Annotated in this window: 14 protein-coding genes; 11 read left to right on the top strand and 3 right to left on the bottom strand. The window is 59.6% G+C overall.

The window, feature by feature from the left end:
- Positions 1-139 precede the first annotated feature (139 nt).
- Complete coding sequence (locus tag ACMDB8_RS17870) at positions 140-1,975, bottom strand: sigma-54-dependent Fis family transcriptional regulator (protein ID WP_409078849.1); 1,836 nt, start codon at positions 1,973-1,975, stop codon at positions 140-142.
- 354 nt (positions 1,976-2,329) lie between these two features.
- Between ACMDB8_RS17870 and ACMDB8_RS17865 the strand changes: the two genes are divergently transcribed.
- From ACMDB8_RS17865 to ACMDB8_RS17840, 6 genes are read left to right on the top strand one after another with little or no spacing between them, the layout of a single operon-like run.
- Positions 2,330-3,424 (top strand): ABC transporter ATP-binding protein, encoded by a 1,095-nt coding sequence (locus ACMDB8_RS17865; RefSeq protein WP_056724104.1) that lies wholly within the window; start codon positions 2,330-2,332, stop codon positions 3,422-3,424.
- Complete coding sequence (locus tag ACMDB8_RS17860) at positions 3,424-4,539, top strand: ABC transporter ATP-binding protein (RefSeq protein WP_056724106.1); 1,116 nt, start codon at positions 3,424-3,426, stop codon at positions 4,537-4,539. The genes ACMDB8_RS17865 and ACMDB8_RS17860 overlap by 1 nt, the downstream gene beginning before the upstream one ends.
- Complete coding sequence (locus ACMDB8_RS17855; protein WP_056724107.1) at positions 4,536-5,402, top strand: carbohydrate ABC transporter permease; 867 nt, start codon at positions 4,536-4,538, stop codon at positions 5,400-5,402. Before ACMDB8_RS17860 ends, ACMDB8_RS17855 begins: the two co-directional genes overlap by 4 nt.
- An 8-nt stretch (positions 5,403-5,410) precedes the next feature.
- Positions 5,411-6,211 carry a carbohydrate ABC transporter permease gene (locus ACMDB8_RS17850; protein WP_056724109.1) on the top strand — a complete coding sequence of 267 codons (801 nt, stop codon included), beginning with the start codon at positions 5,411-5,413 and terminating at the stop codon, positions 6,209-6,211.
- A 10-nt stretch (positions 6,212-6,221) separates the two neighbouring features.
- Complete coding sequence (locus ACMDB8_RS17845) at positions 6,222-6,494, top strand: DUF2160 domain-containing protein (protein WP_032829366.1); 273 nt, start codon at positions 6,222-6,224, stop codon at positions 6,492-6,494.
- A gap of 47 nt (positions 6,495-6,541) precedes the next feature.
- Positions 6,542-8,284, top strand: coding sequence for an extracellular solute-binding protein (locus ACMDB8_RS17840; RefSeq protein ID WP_223542416.1), 1,743 nt, complete (start codon positions 6,542-6,544; stop codon positions 8,282-8,284).
- A 98-nt stretch (positions 8,285-8,382) separates the two neighbouring features.
- Here ACMDB8_RS17840 and ACMDB8_RS17835 read toward each other — a convergent pair whose 3' ends face one another.
- Positions 8,383-9,783, bottom strand: coding sequence for a heavy metal sensor histidine kinase (locus ACMDB8_RS17835; RefSeq protein WP_409078848.1), 1,401 nt, complete (start codon positions 9,781-9,783; stop codon positions 8,383-8,385).
- A complete protein-coding gene (locus ACMDB8_RS17830; protein WP_056724115.1) occupies positions 9,780-10,454 on the bottom strand; it encodes a heavy metal response regulator transcription factor in 675 nt (224 codons plus the stop codon). Before ACMDB8_RS17830 ends, ACMDB8_RS17835 begins: the two co-directional genes overlap by 4 nt.
- 473 nt (positions 10,455-10,927) lie before the next feature.
- On the opposite strand from ACMDB8_RS17830, the gene ACMDB8_RS17825 reads away from it, so the two are divergent.
- From ACMDB8_RS17825 to ACMDB8_RS17805, 5 genes are all read left to right on the top strand, one after another.
- A complete protein-coding gene (locus ACMDB8_RS17825; protein WP_409078847.1) occupies positions 10,928-12,190 on the top strand; it encodes a TolC family protein in 1,263 nt (420 codons plus the stop codon).
- Between the two features lie 49 nt (positions 12,191-12,239).
- The gene (locus tag ACMDB8_RS17820) at positions 12,240-13,439 is read left to right on the top strand and encodes an efflux RND transporter periplasmic adaptor subunit (RefSeq protein WP_223542413.1); all 1,200 of its coding nucleotides are present in this window, start codon (positions 12,240-12,242) and stop codon (positions 13,437-13,439) included.
- Positions 13,440-13,487: 48 nt separating this feature from the next.
- The gene (locus ACMDB8_RS17815) at positions 13,488-16,640 is read left to right on the top strand and encodes an efflux RND transporter permease subunit (protein ID WP_409078846.1); all 3,153 of its coding nucleotides are present in this window, start codon (positions 13,488-13,490) and stop codon (positions 16,638-16,640) included.
- Between the two features lie 151 nt (positions 16,641-16,791).
- Positions 16,792-16,992: a co-regulatory protein PtrA N-terminal domain-containing protein gene (locus ACMDB8_RS17810; RefSeq protein ID WP_409078845.1), complete on the top strand. Its 201-nt coding sequence runs from the start codon at positions 16,792-16,794 to the stop codon at positions 16,990-16,992.
- 76 nt (positions 16,993-17,068) lie between these two features.
- Positions 17,069-17,401 carry a DUF2790 domain-containing protein gene (locus tag ACMDB8_RS17805; RefSeq protein WP_409078844.1) on the top strand — a complete coding sequence of 111 codons (333 nt, stop codon included), beginning with the start codon at positions 17,069-17,071 and terminating at the stop codon, positions 17,399-17,401.
- Positions 17,402-17,426: the final 25 nt, after the last annotated feature.

Raw genomic sequence — 17,426 nt, 5'->3', positions numbered from 1 at the left:
CCGCTGTAAAACAAAACCCGCCTTGTGCGGGTTTTTGTTTTTTTAAAGTCAAGAGATCGCAGCCTTCGGCAGCTCCTACAGGGAGTGCATCGTACCAATGTAGGAGCTGCCGAAGGCTGCGATCTTTTGATCTTCGCTTTCAACCTTCCAACTGGCGCAACCGCTTGTAAAGGGTATTGCGACTAACCCCCAACCGCCGGGCCAGATACGAAATATTCCCCCCCGCCGCCTGCAACTGCCGATTCAAATCCTCGGCATCATTCAGATCCACGGCCAACGGTTCCGGCGTATCGACCGGCTCCATCTCCAGATCGACAAAAAAATCATCCGGCAAATGCTCCGGCCTTATCGGCTGTTCCTCGGCCATCGCCAGCGCCACCTGCATCACGCTGCTGACCTGGCGCAAGTTCCCCGGCCACGGGTGGCGGTCGAACAACTCCAATACCTCGCGGCTCAGTCCAGCCCATTGGCTGGGTTCGCGATGCTGTTCCCACAGGCGTTTAAAAAGCGCTTCTTTGTCGCTGCGTTCTCTTAATGGTGGCAGTTCCAGGGTCAGGCCACCGATGCGGTAATACAGGTCTTCACGAAACCGCCCCAGTTGTACCTGTTCGCGCAACGAGCGATTGGTCGCGGAAATGATGCGCAAGTCCACAGGGAACAACTCGCTGCTGCCCACCGGCTGCACGCAACGCTCCTGCAACACCCGCAACAGGCGCGCTTGCGTTGGCAGTGGCATGTCACCGATTTCATCAAGGAACAGCGTGCCCTTGTCAGCCTTTCGAATCAGCCCGATGCTGCCTTTCTGGTTGGCGCCGGTGAATGCGCCTTTCTCATAACCGAACAACTCGGACTCCACCAGTTCGGCGGGAATCGCTGCACAGTTGACGGCAATGAACGCTTGTTTGCTGCGCGAGCTGGCCTGATGCAGGGCTTTGACGAACACTTCCTTGCCGACCCCGGTTTCACCGTGGATCAGCAAGGGAATGTCTTTTTCCAGCAAGCGCTCGGCCTGACGCACGGCTTTTTCCACGCGACTGTCGCCGAAATGCAGGGTGTTGAGGCTGATGGAAGCGGGTGCGGCTACAACCGGCTCCGCGAATACTCGGGGTTGAATCGATGCCTGTTTCGGCCGCTTCAACAGGCACTGGAAGCGATTGCGTCCCGAGGTTTGCAGGGCGAAGGGCAGGCCGTCGGGCTGGTTCAGCAATTCCAGCAGCGAGACCTTGAACAGGCTTTCGACACTGACCCGCGACAGGCTGATGCCCAGCAGATTGTCGGCCCGGCGGTTGGCCGACAGCACCTGTCCGGTCTCATCGAATATCAGCAAGCCCGCCCATTGGCTGTCGAGGTTGTTTAGCCCGGTGTTGAACGTCAGCTGGAAATGCTGGCCATGGAACAGGTTGAGGATCAGCCGGTTTTCCACGGTCTGGCTCATCATCTTGACCATGCCCAGGGTGTGGGAGGGCGGCAGGTAGCTGTCGCTGGAAACGTCCAGCACCGCGATCACCTTGCGCTCGGCATCGAAAATCGGCGCGGCGGAACCGGTCATGAAGCGGTTGGCCTTGAGGAAATGTTCGTCATGTTCGATGTGCACCGCTTGTTCGCAGGCCAGGGCGGTACCGATGGCGTTGGTGCCGGTGCAGCGCTCCATCCAGCTGGCGCCGGCGCTGAAACCCCGGGCCAGTTTCGGTTCGATAAAGCGCTGGGTGCCCCAGGACGTCAGCACCTGGCCCTGATGGTCGGCGAGCATGATCAGGCAATTGGAATTGCTCAGGATGTTCTCGTAGTAGGGCAGCACTTCCTGATGGGTGGTTTGCACCAGTGAGTGCTGGCTCTCCAGCAGTTGCGCGATGCCCTGGGCCGGCAATTGGTCGAATGCCGGCGTGCTCTGGTGATCGAGGCCGAACGCGCGGCAGCGGGACCAGGAGTCCTGGATGATGGCGTCGTGGGATAGCGCGGTGGCAGGTACGGCCATGACAGTCAGCCTCTGAATCAGCATTTTTATTGTTTTTATGGTGCATGCGATCCCCTGTAGGAGCTGCCGCAGGCTGCGATCTTTTGATCTTAAAAAACAAAATCAAAAGATCGCAGCCTGCGGCAGCTCCTACAGGGGTCGTGAACAGTCCATAGAGTGTTGTTCACTATTGTTCATTGTCAATCGGTGAGCTGTTCAATTGTTCATTTGTGATTGTTCATTTGTGTTCAGCATCGAACGCGGTTTTGCCGTCATCTTCGGGAATTTCAAGCGCAATCAATAGCTTGAGTTTTTTGGCACGGATTTCGCTTTAGAGCTCCGGTCGCTTGACTCCAATAATAAAAAGGCCGAGCCATGTCACTCACCCTGGAGCACGTCAGCCGCACCGTCGAGGGCCAGACCTGGATCGACGATGCCAACCTGAGTTTTGAACCCGGTTCCTTCAACGTTTTGCTGGGACGCACCTTGTCCGGCAAGACCAGCCTGATGCGCCTGATGGCCGGTCTGGACAAGCCCGACAGCGGTCGCATCCTGATGAACGGCGTCGACGTCACCCAACGCCCCGTGCGCTTGCGCAATGTGTCGATGGTCTATCAGCAGTTCATCAACTACCCGACCATGACGGTGTTCGACAACATCGCCTCGCCGCTGCGTCAGGCCGGTGTATCCAGCGAGCTGATCCAGAACAAGGTGCTGGAAACCGCGAAGATGCTGCGCATCGAGAAGTTTCTCAAGCGCTATCCGCTGGAGCTTTCCGGCGGTCAGCAACAACGCACGGCCATGGCCCGGGCGCTGGTCAAGGACGCCGAACTGATCCTTTTCGACGAGCCGCTGGTGAACCTCGACTACAAGTTGCGCGAAGAGCTGCGCCAGGAAATGCGCGAGCTGTTCAAGGCGCGCCATACCATCGCGATCTACGCCACCACCGAGCCCAATGAAGCCCTGGCCCTGGGCGGCACCACCACCATTCTTCACGAAGGCCGGGTGATCCAGAGCGGCCAGTCCGCCTCGGTCTACCACCAGCCGCAAACGGTGCTGGCGGCGGAGCTGTTCTCCGAGCCGCCGATCAACCTGATGCCGGGACGCATTGCCGGCAACGAAGTGAGTTTCGCCAACTTCGTGCACTTCCCGCTGAACGTCGATCTGCGCCCGGTGGGTGAGGGCGAGTTCCGTTTCGGCGTGCGCCCCAGCCATATCTCGCTGGTGCCGAGCAACGACGACGACCTCGAATTGGCCGTGACCGTCGAAGTCGCGGAAATCAGCGGCTCGGAAACCTTCCTGCATGTGCGCAACGAGCACTTCCTGCTGGTGCTGCACTTGCCGGGTGTCCACGAATACGACGTCGATGCGCCGATCCGCATCTACATCCCGACCCATAAACTGTTTGTGTTCGATACGCAGGGGCGGCTGGTCCAGGCGCCGGGCCGGCGTGTCACGAGGGTTGCCTGATGGCCGAAATCCGTTTGCAGAACCTCGCCCACAGCTACACCAAGACCCCGTCGGGACCGGAGGACTACGCGATCCGCGAGATGGACCACATCTGGGAGCAGGGCGGCGCCTATGCCTTGCTCGGTCCGTCGGGCTGCGGTAAATCAACCTTGCTCAACATCATTTCCGGGCTGCTCAGCCCGTCCCAGGGCCATGTGCTGTTTGACGGCAAAGCGGTCAACAACCTGACCCCGGAAAAGCGCAACATCGCCCAGGTTTTCCAGTTCCCGGTGGTCTACGACACCATGACGGTGTTCGACAACCTGGCCTTCCCGCTGCGTAATCAGGGCATGGCCGAGGCCAGGGTTCATAGCAAGGTGCAGGAAATCGCCGAAGTCCTCGACCTGCAGAACCTGCTGAGCAAAAAGGCCCGCAACCTCACCGCCGACGAAAAACAGAAAGTCTCCATGGGCCGCGGGCTGGTGCGTGACGACGTGTCGGCGATCCTCTTCGACGAGCCGCTGACGGTGATCGACCCGCACCTGAAGTGGAAACTGCGGCGCAAGCTCAAGCAGATCCACGAGCAGTTCAACATCACCATGGTCTACGTCACCCACGATCAGCTGGAGGCCTCGACCTTCGCCGACAAGATTGCGGTGATGTACGGCGGCCAGATCGTGCAGTTCGGCACGCCAAGGGAATTGTTCGAGCGCCCGAGCCACACCTTTGTCGGCTACTTCATCGGCAGCCCCGGGATGAACCTGATCGAGGTGCAGCCGCAACCGGGCGGTGTCGGTTTTGCCTCCACGCACCTGCCGCTGTCGGAAGCGATGCAGCAACGTATTGCCGAGTCCGGGTGGAAAACCCTGAAGGTCGGCATTCGTCCGGAGTTCGTCCATGTGTGGGACGAAGCCTTTGATGACGCGCTGCGGGCACAGGTCGTACACGTCGAAGACTTGGGCACCTACAAGATCATGACCCTCGATCTCGATGGCGCGCCGCTGAAAGTGCGCCTGGCCGAAGACAAACCTGTGCCGCAAGGCACGGCCTACATCAGCTTTCCGGCGCAATGGCTGATGGTCTACGCCGATGAATTCCTGCTCGAAGCCAATGCCAACCAAGAGGCGCAGCCATGAACAAGGTGCACAACAACAAGGCCTGGTGGCTGGTGCTGCCCGTGTTCCTGCTGGTGGCGTTCAGTGCGGTGATCCCGATGATGACCGTGGTCAACTACTCGGTGCAGGACATTTTCGATCAGTCCAGCCGCTACTTCGTCGGCGCCGACTGGTACAAGCAGGTGCTGCTCGATCCGCGCCTGCACGACTCGTTGCTGCGCCAGTTCATCTACTCGGCCTGCGTGCTGTTGATCGAAATCCCCCTGGGGATTGCGATTGCCCTGACCATGCCGACAAAGGGGCGCTGGTCGTCAGTGGTGCTGATCATCCTGGCGATTCCGTTGCTGATCCCGTGGAACGTGGTCGGCACCATCTGGCAGATCTTCGGCCGGGCCGACATCGGTCTGCTGGGGGCGAGCCTCAAGGCCATGGGTATCAGCTACAACTATGCGGCGAACACCATGGACGCCTGGGTCACCGTGCTGGTGATGGACGTCTGGCACTGGACCTCGCTGGTGGCGCTGCTGTGCTTCTCCGGACTGCGGGCGATTCCGGATGTGTATTACCAGGCGGCACGGATCGACCGGGCTTCGGCCTGGGCGGTGTTCCGGCATATCCAGCTGCCCAAGCTCAAGAGTGTGCTGCTGATCGCCGTGATGCTGCGCTTCATGGACAGCTTCATGATCTACACCGAGCCGTTCGTGCTCACGGGTGGCGGTCCGGGCAATTCCACGACCTTCTTGAGCCAGACCCTGACGCAAATGGCGATCGGGCAGTTCGACCTCGGTCCGGCCGCCGCATTCTCGCTGGTGTACTTCCTGATCATCCTGTTGGTGTCCTGGCTGTTCTACACCGCCATGACTCACTCCGACGCCAACCGCTGAGGCCCGCCATGAGCAAGAGAAAGCTGATCCCACTGCTGCTCTACATCCTGTTCCTGCTGGTGCCGATCTACTGGCTGTTGAACATGTCGTTCAAGAGCAACGGCGAAATCCTCGGCGGCCTGACACTTTTCCCACAGGACTTCACACTGGCGAACTACAAGGTGATCTTCACCGATCCGAGCTGGTACACCGGCTACATCAACTCGGCGTACTACGTGAGCCTGAACACGATCATTTCCCTGACCGTGGCCTTGCCGGCGGCCTATGCGTTCTCGCGTTATCGCTTCCTCGGCGACAAGCACCTGTTCTTCTGGCTGCTGACCAACCGCATGGCGCCACCGGCGGTGTTTCTTTTGCCGTTCTTCCAGCTGTATTCCTCGATCGGGCTGTTCGACACCCATATCGCCGTGGCCCTGGCCCACTGCCTGTTCAACGTGCCGCTGGCGGTGTGGATTCTCGAAGGCTTCATGTCCGGCGTGCCCAAGGAAATCGACGAAACCGCCTACATCGATGGCTACAGCTTTCCCAAGTTCTTCGTGAAGATTTTCATCCCGCTGATCGGCTCCGGCATCGGCGTCACGGCGTTCTTCTGCTTCATGTTTTCCTGGGTCGAACTGCTGCTGGCGCGAACCCTCACTTCGGTGAACGCCAAACCGATCGCAGCGGTGATGACCCGTACCGTCTCGGCATCCGGCATTGACTGGGGCGTGCTGGCGGCGGCGGGGGTGTTGACCATCCTGCCGGGCATGCTGGTGATCTGGTTTGTTCGCAACCACGTGGCCAAGGGCTTTGCCTTGGGCCGGGTATGAGGAACTGATGATGGAATGGATGAGTTGGACCGTCCCCACGGCGGCATTTTTTGGTGTCATCGGCTTGATCCTGGTGGGCATGACCACCTGGGAATTGCGTTCGCCGAGTGTGCTTCGGCGAGGTTTTCTACCGATTGCCACCACCCGTGGCGATCGGTTGTTCATCGGTCTTCTCGGCAGCGCCTACCTGCATTTGCTGGTAATCGGCGTCACCGACTGGAGCATCTGGGTCGCCTTCGCGATGTCCCTGGTGTGGCTGTTGGCTGTGATGCGTTGGGGCTAGTCGAATCGCTCGGCAATGTTGCTCCGAAACTTAAACAGGAGGTCTCTATGTTCGACAAAAACAATAAGCTGCGACATAGCATTTCATTGGCAGCCATGCTGGCACTCAGCGGTTTGAGCGCGTCTGCCTGGGCCGATGCCTATGAAGACGCCGCGAAGAAATGGATCGGCGCTGAATTCAAGCCATCCACACTCACGGCCGATCAGCAACTCGAAGAGCTGCAGTGGTTCATCAAGGCGGCCGAGCCGTTTCGCGGGATGAGCATCAAGGTGGTGTCGGAAACCATCGCTACCCACGAGTACGAGTCCAAGGTGCTGGCCAAGGCCTTCACCGAGATCACCGGGATCAAGCTGACCCACGACCTGCTGCAGGAAGGCGACGTGGTGGAAAAGCTGCAGACCCAGATGCAGTCGGACAAGAACATCTATGACGGCTGGGTCAACGACTCGGACCTGATCGGTACGCACTTCCGCTACGGCAAGACCGAATCGATCACCGACCTCATGGCCAACGAGGGCAAGAATTTCACCTCGCCGACCCTCGATATCAAGGACTTCATCGGCATCTCCTTCACCACTGCGCCGGACGGCAAGATCTACCAGTTGCCCGATCAGCAGTTCGCCAACCTGTACTGGTTCCGCGCTGACTGGTTCGAACGCGCGGACCTGAAGGCCAAGTTCAAGGAAAAGTACGGCTACGAACTCGGCGTACCGGTGAACTGGTCGGCCTATGAAGACATCGCCAAATTCTTCAGCGAAGACGTCAAGGAAATCGACGGCAAGCGCGTTTATGGGCACATGGACTATGGCAAGAAAGACCCGTCCCTGGGCTGGCGCTTCACCGATGCCTGGTTCTCCATGGCCGGTGGCGGTGACAAGGGCTTGCCGAACGGTTTGCCGGTGGACGAGTGGGGTATCCGCGTCGAGGATTGCCACCCTGTGGGCTCCAGCGTGACCCGCGGTGGCGACACCAACGGCCCGGCGGCCGTGTTCGCCACCACCAAGTACGTGGACTGGATGAAGAAATACGCGCCACCGGAAGCGGCGGGCATGACCTTTTCCGAATCAGGTCCCGTGCCGTCCCAAGGCAACATCGCCCAGCAGATCTTCTGGTACACCGCGTTTACCGCCGACATGACCAAGCCGGGTCTCGCAGTGATGAACGCCGACGGCACACCGAAATGGCGCATGGCGCCGTCTCCACGCGGACCGTACTGGGAGGAGGGGATGAAGCTGGGGTATCAGGACGTGGGTTCGTGGACGTTCATGAAGTCGACGCCTGAGAAACAGAAACTGGCTGCGTGGCTGTATGCGCAGTTCGTGACCTCGAAAACTGTGTCGCTGAAGAAAACCATCGTCGGCCTGACGCCGATCCGCGAATCGGACATCAACTCGCAAGCCATGACCGACCTGGCGCCGAAACTCGGTGGCCTGGTGGAGTTCTACCGCAGCCCGGCCCGCGTGCAATGGACCCCGACCGGGACCAACGTGCCTGATTATCCTCGCCTGGCGCAGTTGTGGTGGAGCCATATCGCCGAAGCCGCCAGCGGTGAGAAAACCCCGCAAGAAGCGCTGGACGGCCTGGCCAAGGATCAGGATGCAATCATGACCCGTCTGGAACGCTCGAAGGCACAAGCCACCTGCGCCCCGAAAATGAACCCCGAGCGCGACGCGCAATACTGGTTCGACCAGCCGGGCGCACCGAAACCGAAACTGGCGAACGAGAAGCCTAAAGGCGAGACCGTGAGCTACAGCGAGCTGCTGAAATCGTGGGAGGCGGCGCGTAAGTAAAGTGATTGGACTGTAAAAGGCGAACGGCACCGGAAGGTGCCGTTTTTGTTGCTGCCTGTTCCTCCGTCATCGCGGGCACCTCACTCCCCGATGAGCAACTATTCGTCGGCTTTTGGAAAGCCCAGTCGAAACACCGTCATCGTTCCCGGCAAACTCTGCACCTGTGCCACGCCCTGATGCAGGCTCATGATCGAGCGCACAATCGCCAGCCCCAGTCCGGTACTGCCCTGCGCGCGGGAGCGGCTGCTGTCGACCCGGTAAAAACGCTCGAACAGGTACGGCAAATGGTGCGCTTCGATGCCCGCGCCGGGGTTGCTGACCAGCAGCGAAACGTTTGATGTCCCTTGTTCAATCAGCAGCGAGACGATTTCCCCGGCGGGACAGTGGCGCAGCGCGTTAGACAGCAGATTGGAAATCGCCCGTTGAATCATCAGCCGGTCGCCCAGCACCCGAGCGCTGCCGACCACACTCAGATTGATGCGCTTTTCCTGCGCCGACAGGGAAAACAGATCGGCGACTTTCAGCGCTTCATCCTCCAACTCGATCAACTCGAAAGGAGCGAGCGCCGCGGGATGACTGACCTGCGCCAGAAACAGCATGTCGCGGACGATCCGTGCGACACGCTCCAGCTCTTCAATGCACGACACCAATACATCTTTGTATTCCTCGCTCGTACGCTCACGGGACAGTGTCACCTGCGCCTTGCCCATCAAATTGTTGATCGGCGTGCGCAGTTCATGGGCCAGGTCATCGGAGAACTGCGATAGCTGCTGCACACCGTTGTCGAGGCGATGCAGCATGAAGTTGATGCCTTGCGCCAGTTCGCTCAACTCCTGCGGCATATTCACCACCGACAGTCGATGATCAAGATCCTGGGTCGAAACCATCGCCGCCACTTTGCGAAACTCGCGCATTGGAGCCAGGCCTCGTTGCACCGCCGCCCAGGCACTCAAGCCAATGAAGATCAGCAGCAAAGGCAACGCCATCAGCGTCGAGCGCAGATAGGCACTGAGCAATGCCTGATCGTGGGCATTGTCCATCGACAGCAACACCGGGACACTGGTGCCATTCTTGAGGCGAATCAGCTTTGAGAGGGTGAGATATTTCGCGCCTTCAGCGTCGGTGCTGTCGCTGTAGGTCAACTGGTCGACAGTCGCTCGCAACGCTTTGAGTTCAGGGCGCGGATCGACCATGCCGGTGCCGGACTTCAGCAGGGGGGAACGCTGGTTGCTTCGGTCGTAAATGGTCAGCGTGAGGTTGTCGTGTCCCATGACCTGATCGAGCAGAATATGCGGCTTCGAACTGATTTCACCGGGGTCGGTGTACAGCGACAGGCTGTGTTCAATCTGCTCCATCTTGCTGGCCAGACTGTCCCGGGACAGCGTATTGAGCTCATGGGTCAGGGCGAAGTAGGCCAGTACAGCGAGGAACATCACCAACAGTGCTCCAAGAGTACTCATGGTCAGCCCCAGCCGTAGCGACAGGCTTGCCGGCTTCATTCCCGAGCCTCCAGGACGTAACCGACACCACGCATGGTGTGGATCAGCTTGCTGTCGAACGGATCGTCGATTTTCGCCCGCAGACGCCGTATCGACACTTCCACCACGTTGGTGTCGCAGTCGAAATTCATGTCCCACACCAGTGAAATGATCTGCGTGCGGGTCAGCACTTCGCCGGACTGACGCATCAGCAGATGCAGCAGGGCGAACTCCTTGGTGGTCAGGTCGATGCGTTGCTCGCCACGAAAGGCGCGGTGGCGACCCGGATCAAGTTCCAGATCGGCGACTTTCAGAACCTGCGGTACCGGGATGTTTTCGCTGCGGCGCATCAGTGTGCGTACCCGTGCGAGCAGTTCGGGAAACTCGAAGGGCTTGACCAGGTAGTCATCGGCACCCAGGTCGAGACCACGAACCCTGTCGGCCAGACGACCGCGAGCGGTGAGCATCATCACCCGGGTGGAGTGCGTGCGGCGCAGTTGCTCCAGCACGTCCCAGCCATCCAGTTTCGGCAGATTCACGTCCAGGATCACCAGGTCATATGCCTGTTGTTGCGCCAGATGCAATCCATCGGCACCGGTGGCTGCGTGGTCAACGACATAACCACTTTCCGTCAGGCCCTGATGCAAGTATTCGGCAGCTTTAAGCTCGTCCTCGACGACAAGGATTCGCATGATTAATCACCACTTGTATTTAATGGTTAAGTAACTAAGTCGGTCGAGAAAAGTTGTTGTTTTTGATAGGGCTTCCAGACGGGTTATTGACAGGCGGTGTTGTGAATTTCAGATTTCCTAGTGAGGGTTTCACTGGCTGTGGGGGCGCAAGGTAAAGGTTGTAGTGGCTACAGAGTCAATTGTTGACTGAGTCTCGAGCCCTGAAATCGGCCCTCTGCGACACCCTGACGCAGCGCGCGAGGCCAAAATACTCACCCGATTCATGAGAGGTGAACGGAGACAAGTACTGTTTTTTGGATAATGCCCATGTATTTGTTTCCATGTGTTTCTATATCAAGGTGAGCACTTCGCATCCTAGAGCAAAACAACTTCCATAAACCGTGGATAACGGATTTGTAATCTCTCAGTCACCTTGTCGATAAGTTAAAAACTCTACCGTGATGGAATTCTTGATTTAAAAAGGAAGTCTTCCATTGCCCGGTTTAAGAGAACTGACGGCGCGATCACGCCTGAAAAGAATGGCAAGGGCGGTGACCGCCAGCTGCTTTTTACTGCTGGCGGGCGCGGATCTTGCGCAAGCATCGACACTGACCCTTGAGCAAGCCCTGCAAACAGCATTTGCCGGCAACCCCGAGCTCGCGGCAGCGCAATGGGAAATCGGTATCTCCGAAGGCGACCGCAAGCAGGCCGGGCTTATCCCCAACCCCGAGGTGTCATGGGAGGCGGAAGACACTCGCCGCGATTCACGCACGACCACAGTGATGCTCAGCCAGCCGATCGAACTGGGCGGCAAACGCGGCGCAAGAATCGATGTTGCCAGCCGCGCGCAGGACGCCGCCGGAATCGAGTTGGAGCGCAAGCGCAATGCCCTGCGCGCCGATGTGATTCAAGCGTTCAACAGCGCTCAAACGGCGCAGCAACGCTTGCAGTTGTCCCGTCAATCGCTGCAACTCGCCGAGCACGGTTTGCGCGTGGCCCAAGGGCGGATCGAGGCCGGTAAATCATCGCCGGTCGAGGGCACTCGGGCGCAAGTGCAACTCTCCGAAGTGCGCCTGGAACTGAGCCGCGCGGAACGCGATCAGGCCAATGCGTATCAGCAATTGGCGCAGGTCATGGGCGCACCGTTGCCGACATCGACCGTCGTGCAAGCCATGACGCAAAGCATGCCCGGCGCGCCACCGCCGACCCGATTAATCGAGCGCCTGAATGAAACCCCTGTAATGCGCCTGGCCAAGTTGCAGATCGATCAGCGCGAAGCATCGCTGGCGCTGGAGAAGTCGCAACGCATCCCCGATCTGACGCTGAGCATCGGCAGCCAGTACAGCGAAACGGACCGCGAGCGAGTCAACGTGGTCGGGCTTTCGATGCCGATTCCGCTGTTCAACCGCAACCAGGGCAACGTGCTGGCGGCCGCGCGTCGCAGCGATCAGGCGCGGGATCTGCGTAACGCCACGGAGCTGCGCCTGCGCACGGAAATCCGGACCACCCTCGAGCAATGGCAGACCGCCAATGGCGAACTCAAAGCGTTCAACCAGACAATTCTGCCCGCCGCACAAAGTGCGGTCGACAGCGCCACCCGTGGATTCGAAATGGGCAAGTTCGGCTTTCTCGACGTGCTCGACGCCCAGCGCACGCTGATCAGCGCCCGCAGCCAATACATCCAGGCGGTCAGCGAAGCGACAGACGCCCGGGTACGCATCGAACGTATCTTCGGCGACCTTGCCGCCAGCCCTTGAATTTCATTTTTTTGATTACTGCGCGACGACACGGCGCAGAGGAGTTTGCATGGATAAAAAACTGATCGTTGTCGCGCTGGCGACTATGGCGCTGGGCGTCGGAATCGGCTCGATGTGGCCGGGCAATTCAGCCATCGACGTCCACGCCGATGAAGCGGCGGAACACGCCGATCACGCCGAAGAGGGCGCAGCCGCCGACGGTGGACTTGCTGAAGGCGAAGAGGGACATCTGGCGTTGAGCGCCGAACAGATCGCCGCAGCCGGCATTCAACTGGTGCAGGCGCGGGCGCAGAACATCAGCCTCGGCTTGCCGTTCCCCGGCGAAGTGCGCTTCGACGAGGATCGCACGGCTCACGTGGTGCCGCGCGTTCCTGGTGTTGTCGAGTCGGTATTGGTCAATCTCGGGCAATCCGTGAAGAAGGGTCAGCTGTTGGCTGTGATCACCAGTCAGCAGGTCTCCGATCAGCGCAGCGAACAGGCCGCCGCGCAACGGCGCCTGGCGTTGGCTCGCACCACCTACGAGCGCGAGAAGAAACTGTGGCAGGACAAAATCTCTGCCGAGCAGGATCTGCTTCAGGCGCGCCAAGCGTTGGAAGAAGCTGAAATTGCCCTGACTAACGCCCGGCAAAAAATCAGTGTACTCAGCGGCAGCGTGGTTGCCACCGGCGGTAATCGCTACGAATTGCGCGCGCCGTTCGACGGTGTCGTGGTGGAAAAACACCTGACACCCGGGGAGGTGGTCGATGAAACCACCGCGGCTTTTACGCTTTCGGATCTGTCGCGAGTCTGGGTGACTTTCGGCGTTTCGCCCAAGGAACTGGACAAGGTGCAAGTGGGCAAATCCGTTACCGTCAGCGCTCCGGAATTGAACGCCGAGGTTGCCGGCACCGTGGCCTACGTCGGCAGTCTGCTCGGCGAACAGACCCGCACCGCCACCGTTCGCGTCACGTTGGAAAACCCGCAAGGCTCCTGGCGTCCGGGCCTGTTTGTCACTGCACTGGTCGTCACCGACAGCCGACAGGCGAAAGTCGCCGTACCGGAAACCGCCATCCAGACCATCGAGGACAAACCCACGGTGTTCGTGCGGACCGACGATGGCTTCAAGGCGCAAACGGTGGAGCTGGGAAGCCGCGCGGCAGGTTTGGTGGAAGTCACCCAAGGGTTGGGGCAGGGCGTGCAAGTCGCGGCTGCCGGCAGCTTTGTTCTCAAATCGGAAATGGGCAAAGCCTCGGCCGAGCACGCTCACTAGCGCCTTCCAGTAAAGCCCACCGATCCGCCCCTCGACGAGAAAGTTCTCATGTTCGAACGCCTGATCCAGTTTGCCATCGAGCAGCGCATCATCGTGCTGCTCGCCGTTCTGCTCATGGCCGGCGTCGGTATCGCCAGCTATCAAAAATTGCCGATCGACGCAGTGCCCGACATCACCAACGTCCAGGTGCAAATCAATACCGGCGCCGCCGGGTTCTCGCCGCTGGAAACCGAGCAGCGCATCACCTTCCCGATTGAAACCGCCATGGCCGGTTTACCGGCGTTGGAGCAGACCCGTTCGCTATCGCGTTCGGGGCTGTCGCAGGTCACGGTGATTTTCAAGGACGGTACTGATCTGTTCTTCGCCCGCCAACTGGTCAACGAGCGTTTGCAGATTGCCAGGGAGCAGTTGCCCGAAGGTGCGGAAGCGGTGATGGGGCCGATTTCCACCGGCCTCGGCGAGATTTTTCTGTGGACGGTGGAGGCGCAGGATGGGGCACTCAAGGACGATGGCACGCCCTACACACCGACAGATCTGCGCGTCATTCAGGACTGGATTATCAAGCCGCAGTTGCGCAACGTCCCCGGTGTGGCCGAGATCAACACCATTGGCGGTTTCGCCAAGGAATACCAGATCGCGCCCGACCCGAAACGGCTGGCGGCGTACAAGTTGACCCTGGCTGATCTGGTCAAGGCGCTGGAACGCAACAATGCCAATGTCGGCGCCGGTTACATCGAGCGCAGCGGCGAGCAGTTGCTGATTCGCGCGCCGGGGCAAGTCGCGAGCACCGAGGACATTGCCAACATCGTCATGGCCAATGTCGATGGCACGCCGATCCGGGTCCGCAATGTCGCGACCGTGGACATTGGCCGTGAACTGCGCACCGGTGCTGCCACCGAAAACGGTCGCGAGGTGGTGCTCGGCACGGTGTTCATGTTGATCGGCGAAAACAGCCGTACCGTGTCGCAAGCCGTCGCCAGCAAGCTGGAGCAGATCAACCGCTCCTTGCCCGAAGGCGTGATTGCCGTCCCGGTGTACGACCGCACGCATTTGGTCGACAAAGCCATCGCCACGGTGAAGAAAAACCTGGTCGAAGGCGCGATTCTGGTGATCGCGATTCTGTTCCTGTTCCTGGGCAACATCCGTGCGGCGCTGATTACCGCGATGGTGATTCCGCTGTCGATGCTGTTCACCTTCACCGGGATGTTCAGCAACAAAGTCAGCGCCAACCTGATGAGCCTCGGCGCCCTGGACTTCGGCATCATCGTCGACGGCGCGGTGGTGATCGTCGAAAACACCCTGCGCCGACTGGCCCATGCACAGCAACATCACGGGCGTTTGCTGACGCGATCCGAGCGTTTCCATGAAGTGTTCGCGGCGGCCAGGGAGGCGCGCCGACCGCTGATTTTCGGGCAGTTGATCATCATGGTCGTGTACCTGCCGATCTTCGCCTTGAGCGGTGTCGAAGGGAAAATGTTCCATCCGATGGCGTTCACCGTGGTCATCGCGTTGCTCGGCGCCATGCTGTTGTCGGTGACCTTTGTCCCGGCCGCGATCGCGCTGTTTGTCACCGGCAAGGTCAAGGAAGAAGAGGGCGCGGTCATGCGCGGCGCGCGGCAGGTTTATGCGCCGACACTGGCCTGGGTGATGTCCCATCGCGCCGTGGCGGTGGGTGCGGCACTGGGCGTGATTGTACTCAGCGGCGTGCTGACCAGCCGCATGGGCAGCGAGTTTGTACCGAGCCTCAGCGAAGGCGATTTTGCCCTGCAAGCCTTGCGCGTGCCTGGCACGAGCCTTACGCAATCGGTGGACATGCAGCAGCGTCTGGAAACCCTGATCCTTGCAAAAGTGCCGGAAGTCGAGCGGGTGTTCGCCCGCACCGGCACCGCCGAAATTGCCTCCGATCCGATGCCGCCAAACATCTCCGACAGCTACGTGATGCTCAAGCCAAAAGACCAGTGGCCGGACCCGGGCAAGTCCCGCGAAACCCTGATGGCCGAACTGCAACAAGCTGCCGCGACGCTGCCGGGCAGTAACTATGAGCTGTCGCAACCGATCCAGTTGCGCTTCAACGAACTGATCTCCGGCGTGCGCAGCGACGTGGCGGTGAAGGTATTCGGGGATGACATGGCGGTGCTCAATGCTACGGCGACGAAGATTGCCGCGGCCATGCAGAAGGTAGAGGGGGCATCGGAGGTGAAGGTCGAGCAAACGACCGGGTTGCCAGTGCTGACCATCAACATCGACCGTGACAAGGCCGCGCGTTACGGGCTCAACGCCGGCGATGTGCAAGACACCATCGCGGTGGCGGTCGGTGGGCGACAGGCGGGCACGTTGTACGAAGGTGACCGGCGTTTCGACATGGTGGTGCGTTTGTCCGATGCCATGCGCAAGGACATCGACGGTCTTTCGACGCTGCTGATTCCAGTGCCGGCACCGCTCAACGCTGCTGCCAACGAGATCGGTTTCATCGCGCTCAAGGACGTCGCCAGTCTCGATCTGGTGTTGGGGCCGAATCAGGTCAGCCGCGAAAACGGTAAACGGCTGGTGATAGTCAGCGCCAACGTGCGCGGGCGGGATATCGGTTCGTTCGTCCAGGAAGCAGGTGAGGTGATCGAACGGAATGTGCAGACCCCGGCCGGTTACTGGACCAGTTGGGGCGGGCAATTCGAGCAGTTGCAGTCGGCGGCCAAGCGTTTGCGGATCGTGATACCGGTGGCATTGCTGCTGGTGTTTGGTCTGTTGTTCATGATGTTCAACAACCTCAAGGACGGCTTGCTGGTGTTCACCGGGATTCCTTTCGCGTTGACCGGCGGCGTCATAGCGCTGTGGCTTCGGGACATTCCGCTGTCGATCTCGGCGGGCGTCGGGTTCATCGCGCTGTCCGGGGTGGCGGTACTCAACGGTCTGGTGATGATCGCGTTTATCCGCAACCTGCGCGAGGAGGGGCGCTCACTCTTTGACGCGATCAACGAAGGCGCGCTGACACGACTGCGGCCGGTGTTGATGACGGCGCTGGTGGCGTCCCTGGGCTTCATTCCGATGGCGCTGGCGGCTGGCACCGGGGCGGAAGTACAGCGGCCACTGGCGACGGTGGTGATTGGCGGGATTTTGTCTTCGACCATCCTGACGCTGCTGATATTGCCTGCGCTGTATCAGCTGGCGCATCGACGTGAAGAGGAAGTGACACCCGTTGAATAGATATCCCCTGTGGGAGCGAGCTCCCACGGTTTTTTGTATCCCGATCCGAAGAACAGCTCGCACATGACGGATATGTAATTTCGGCGCCACCGTCACGAAAGGTTCGGATTGTTACCTTGATCCCATCAGTTAATCAAACGAGGAATCAAACATGAAACGGGTACAACTGGGTGCGTTCGCGGCGGCATTGATGATGTCTTCTCTGGTGATGGCGGAAGGTGGTGGCGACAGAACCTTCGAAAGAATGATGGCCGCCAATGGCCGTTCGATGGAGCTGTTTGTTGCCAAAGAGCAGGCACGTGATCCCGTCGTAGTGAATGAGGAAAAGGGCGACAGGGCTAACGACCTGTAAGCGTGTCGCACTTGAGCAAGCCCGTCATCGCAGGTCGATGGCGGGCTTTTTTATGGATTTTTTGAAGGAGATGGCTATGAAAGCAAGTCAGTTGATTGCGTTTCTCGGGGTGACGACGATGTCGATGAATGTGCTGGCGGAAGGTGGCGGGGACAGGACATTCGAGAAAATGTTCAGTGCAAACGCTCAAGCCATGGAGCAGTACGCGGCCAACCTGGGCAAACCGGCGCCGGTGGTGGAAGACTATCGATACGGCATGACCCTGGATGTGGTGAAAGTCGTGAGCGTTGTGCGACCTGCGAAGGGGTGTACCGTGGTTCCGGCTGCGATGACTTTTGAAGATTCCCGGGGGCAACTCAAGACACTCAGGTATCTGGAGGCGGGGGAGTGTCGTAAACAGGGTGGATGACATCCTGTTCGATGCAGGTACACAT

Origin of the sequence: Pseudomonas monachiensis, from assembly GCF_047345015.1 — a bacterium.
Taxonomy (GTDB): domain Bacteria; phylum Pseudomonadota; class Gammaproteobacteria; order Pseudomonadales; family Pseudomonadaceae; genus Aquipseudomonas; species Aquipseudomonas monachiensis.
The sequence above is the reverse complement of the archived record's forward strand: the minus strand, read 5'-3'. Positions and strand labels throughout refer to the sequence as shown.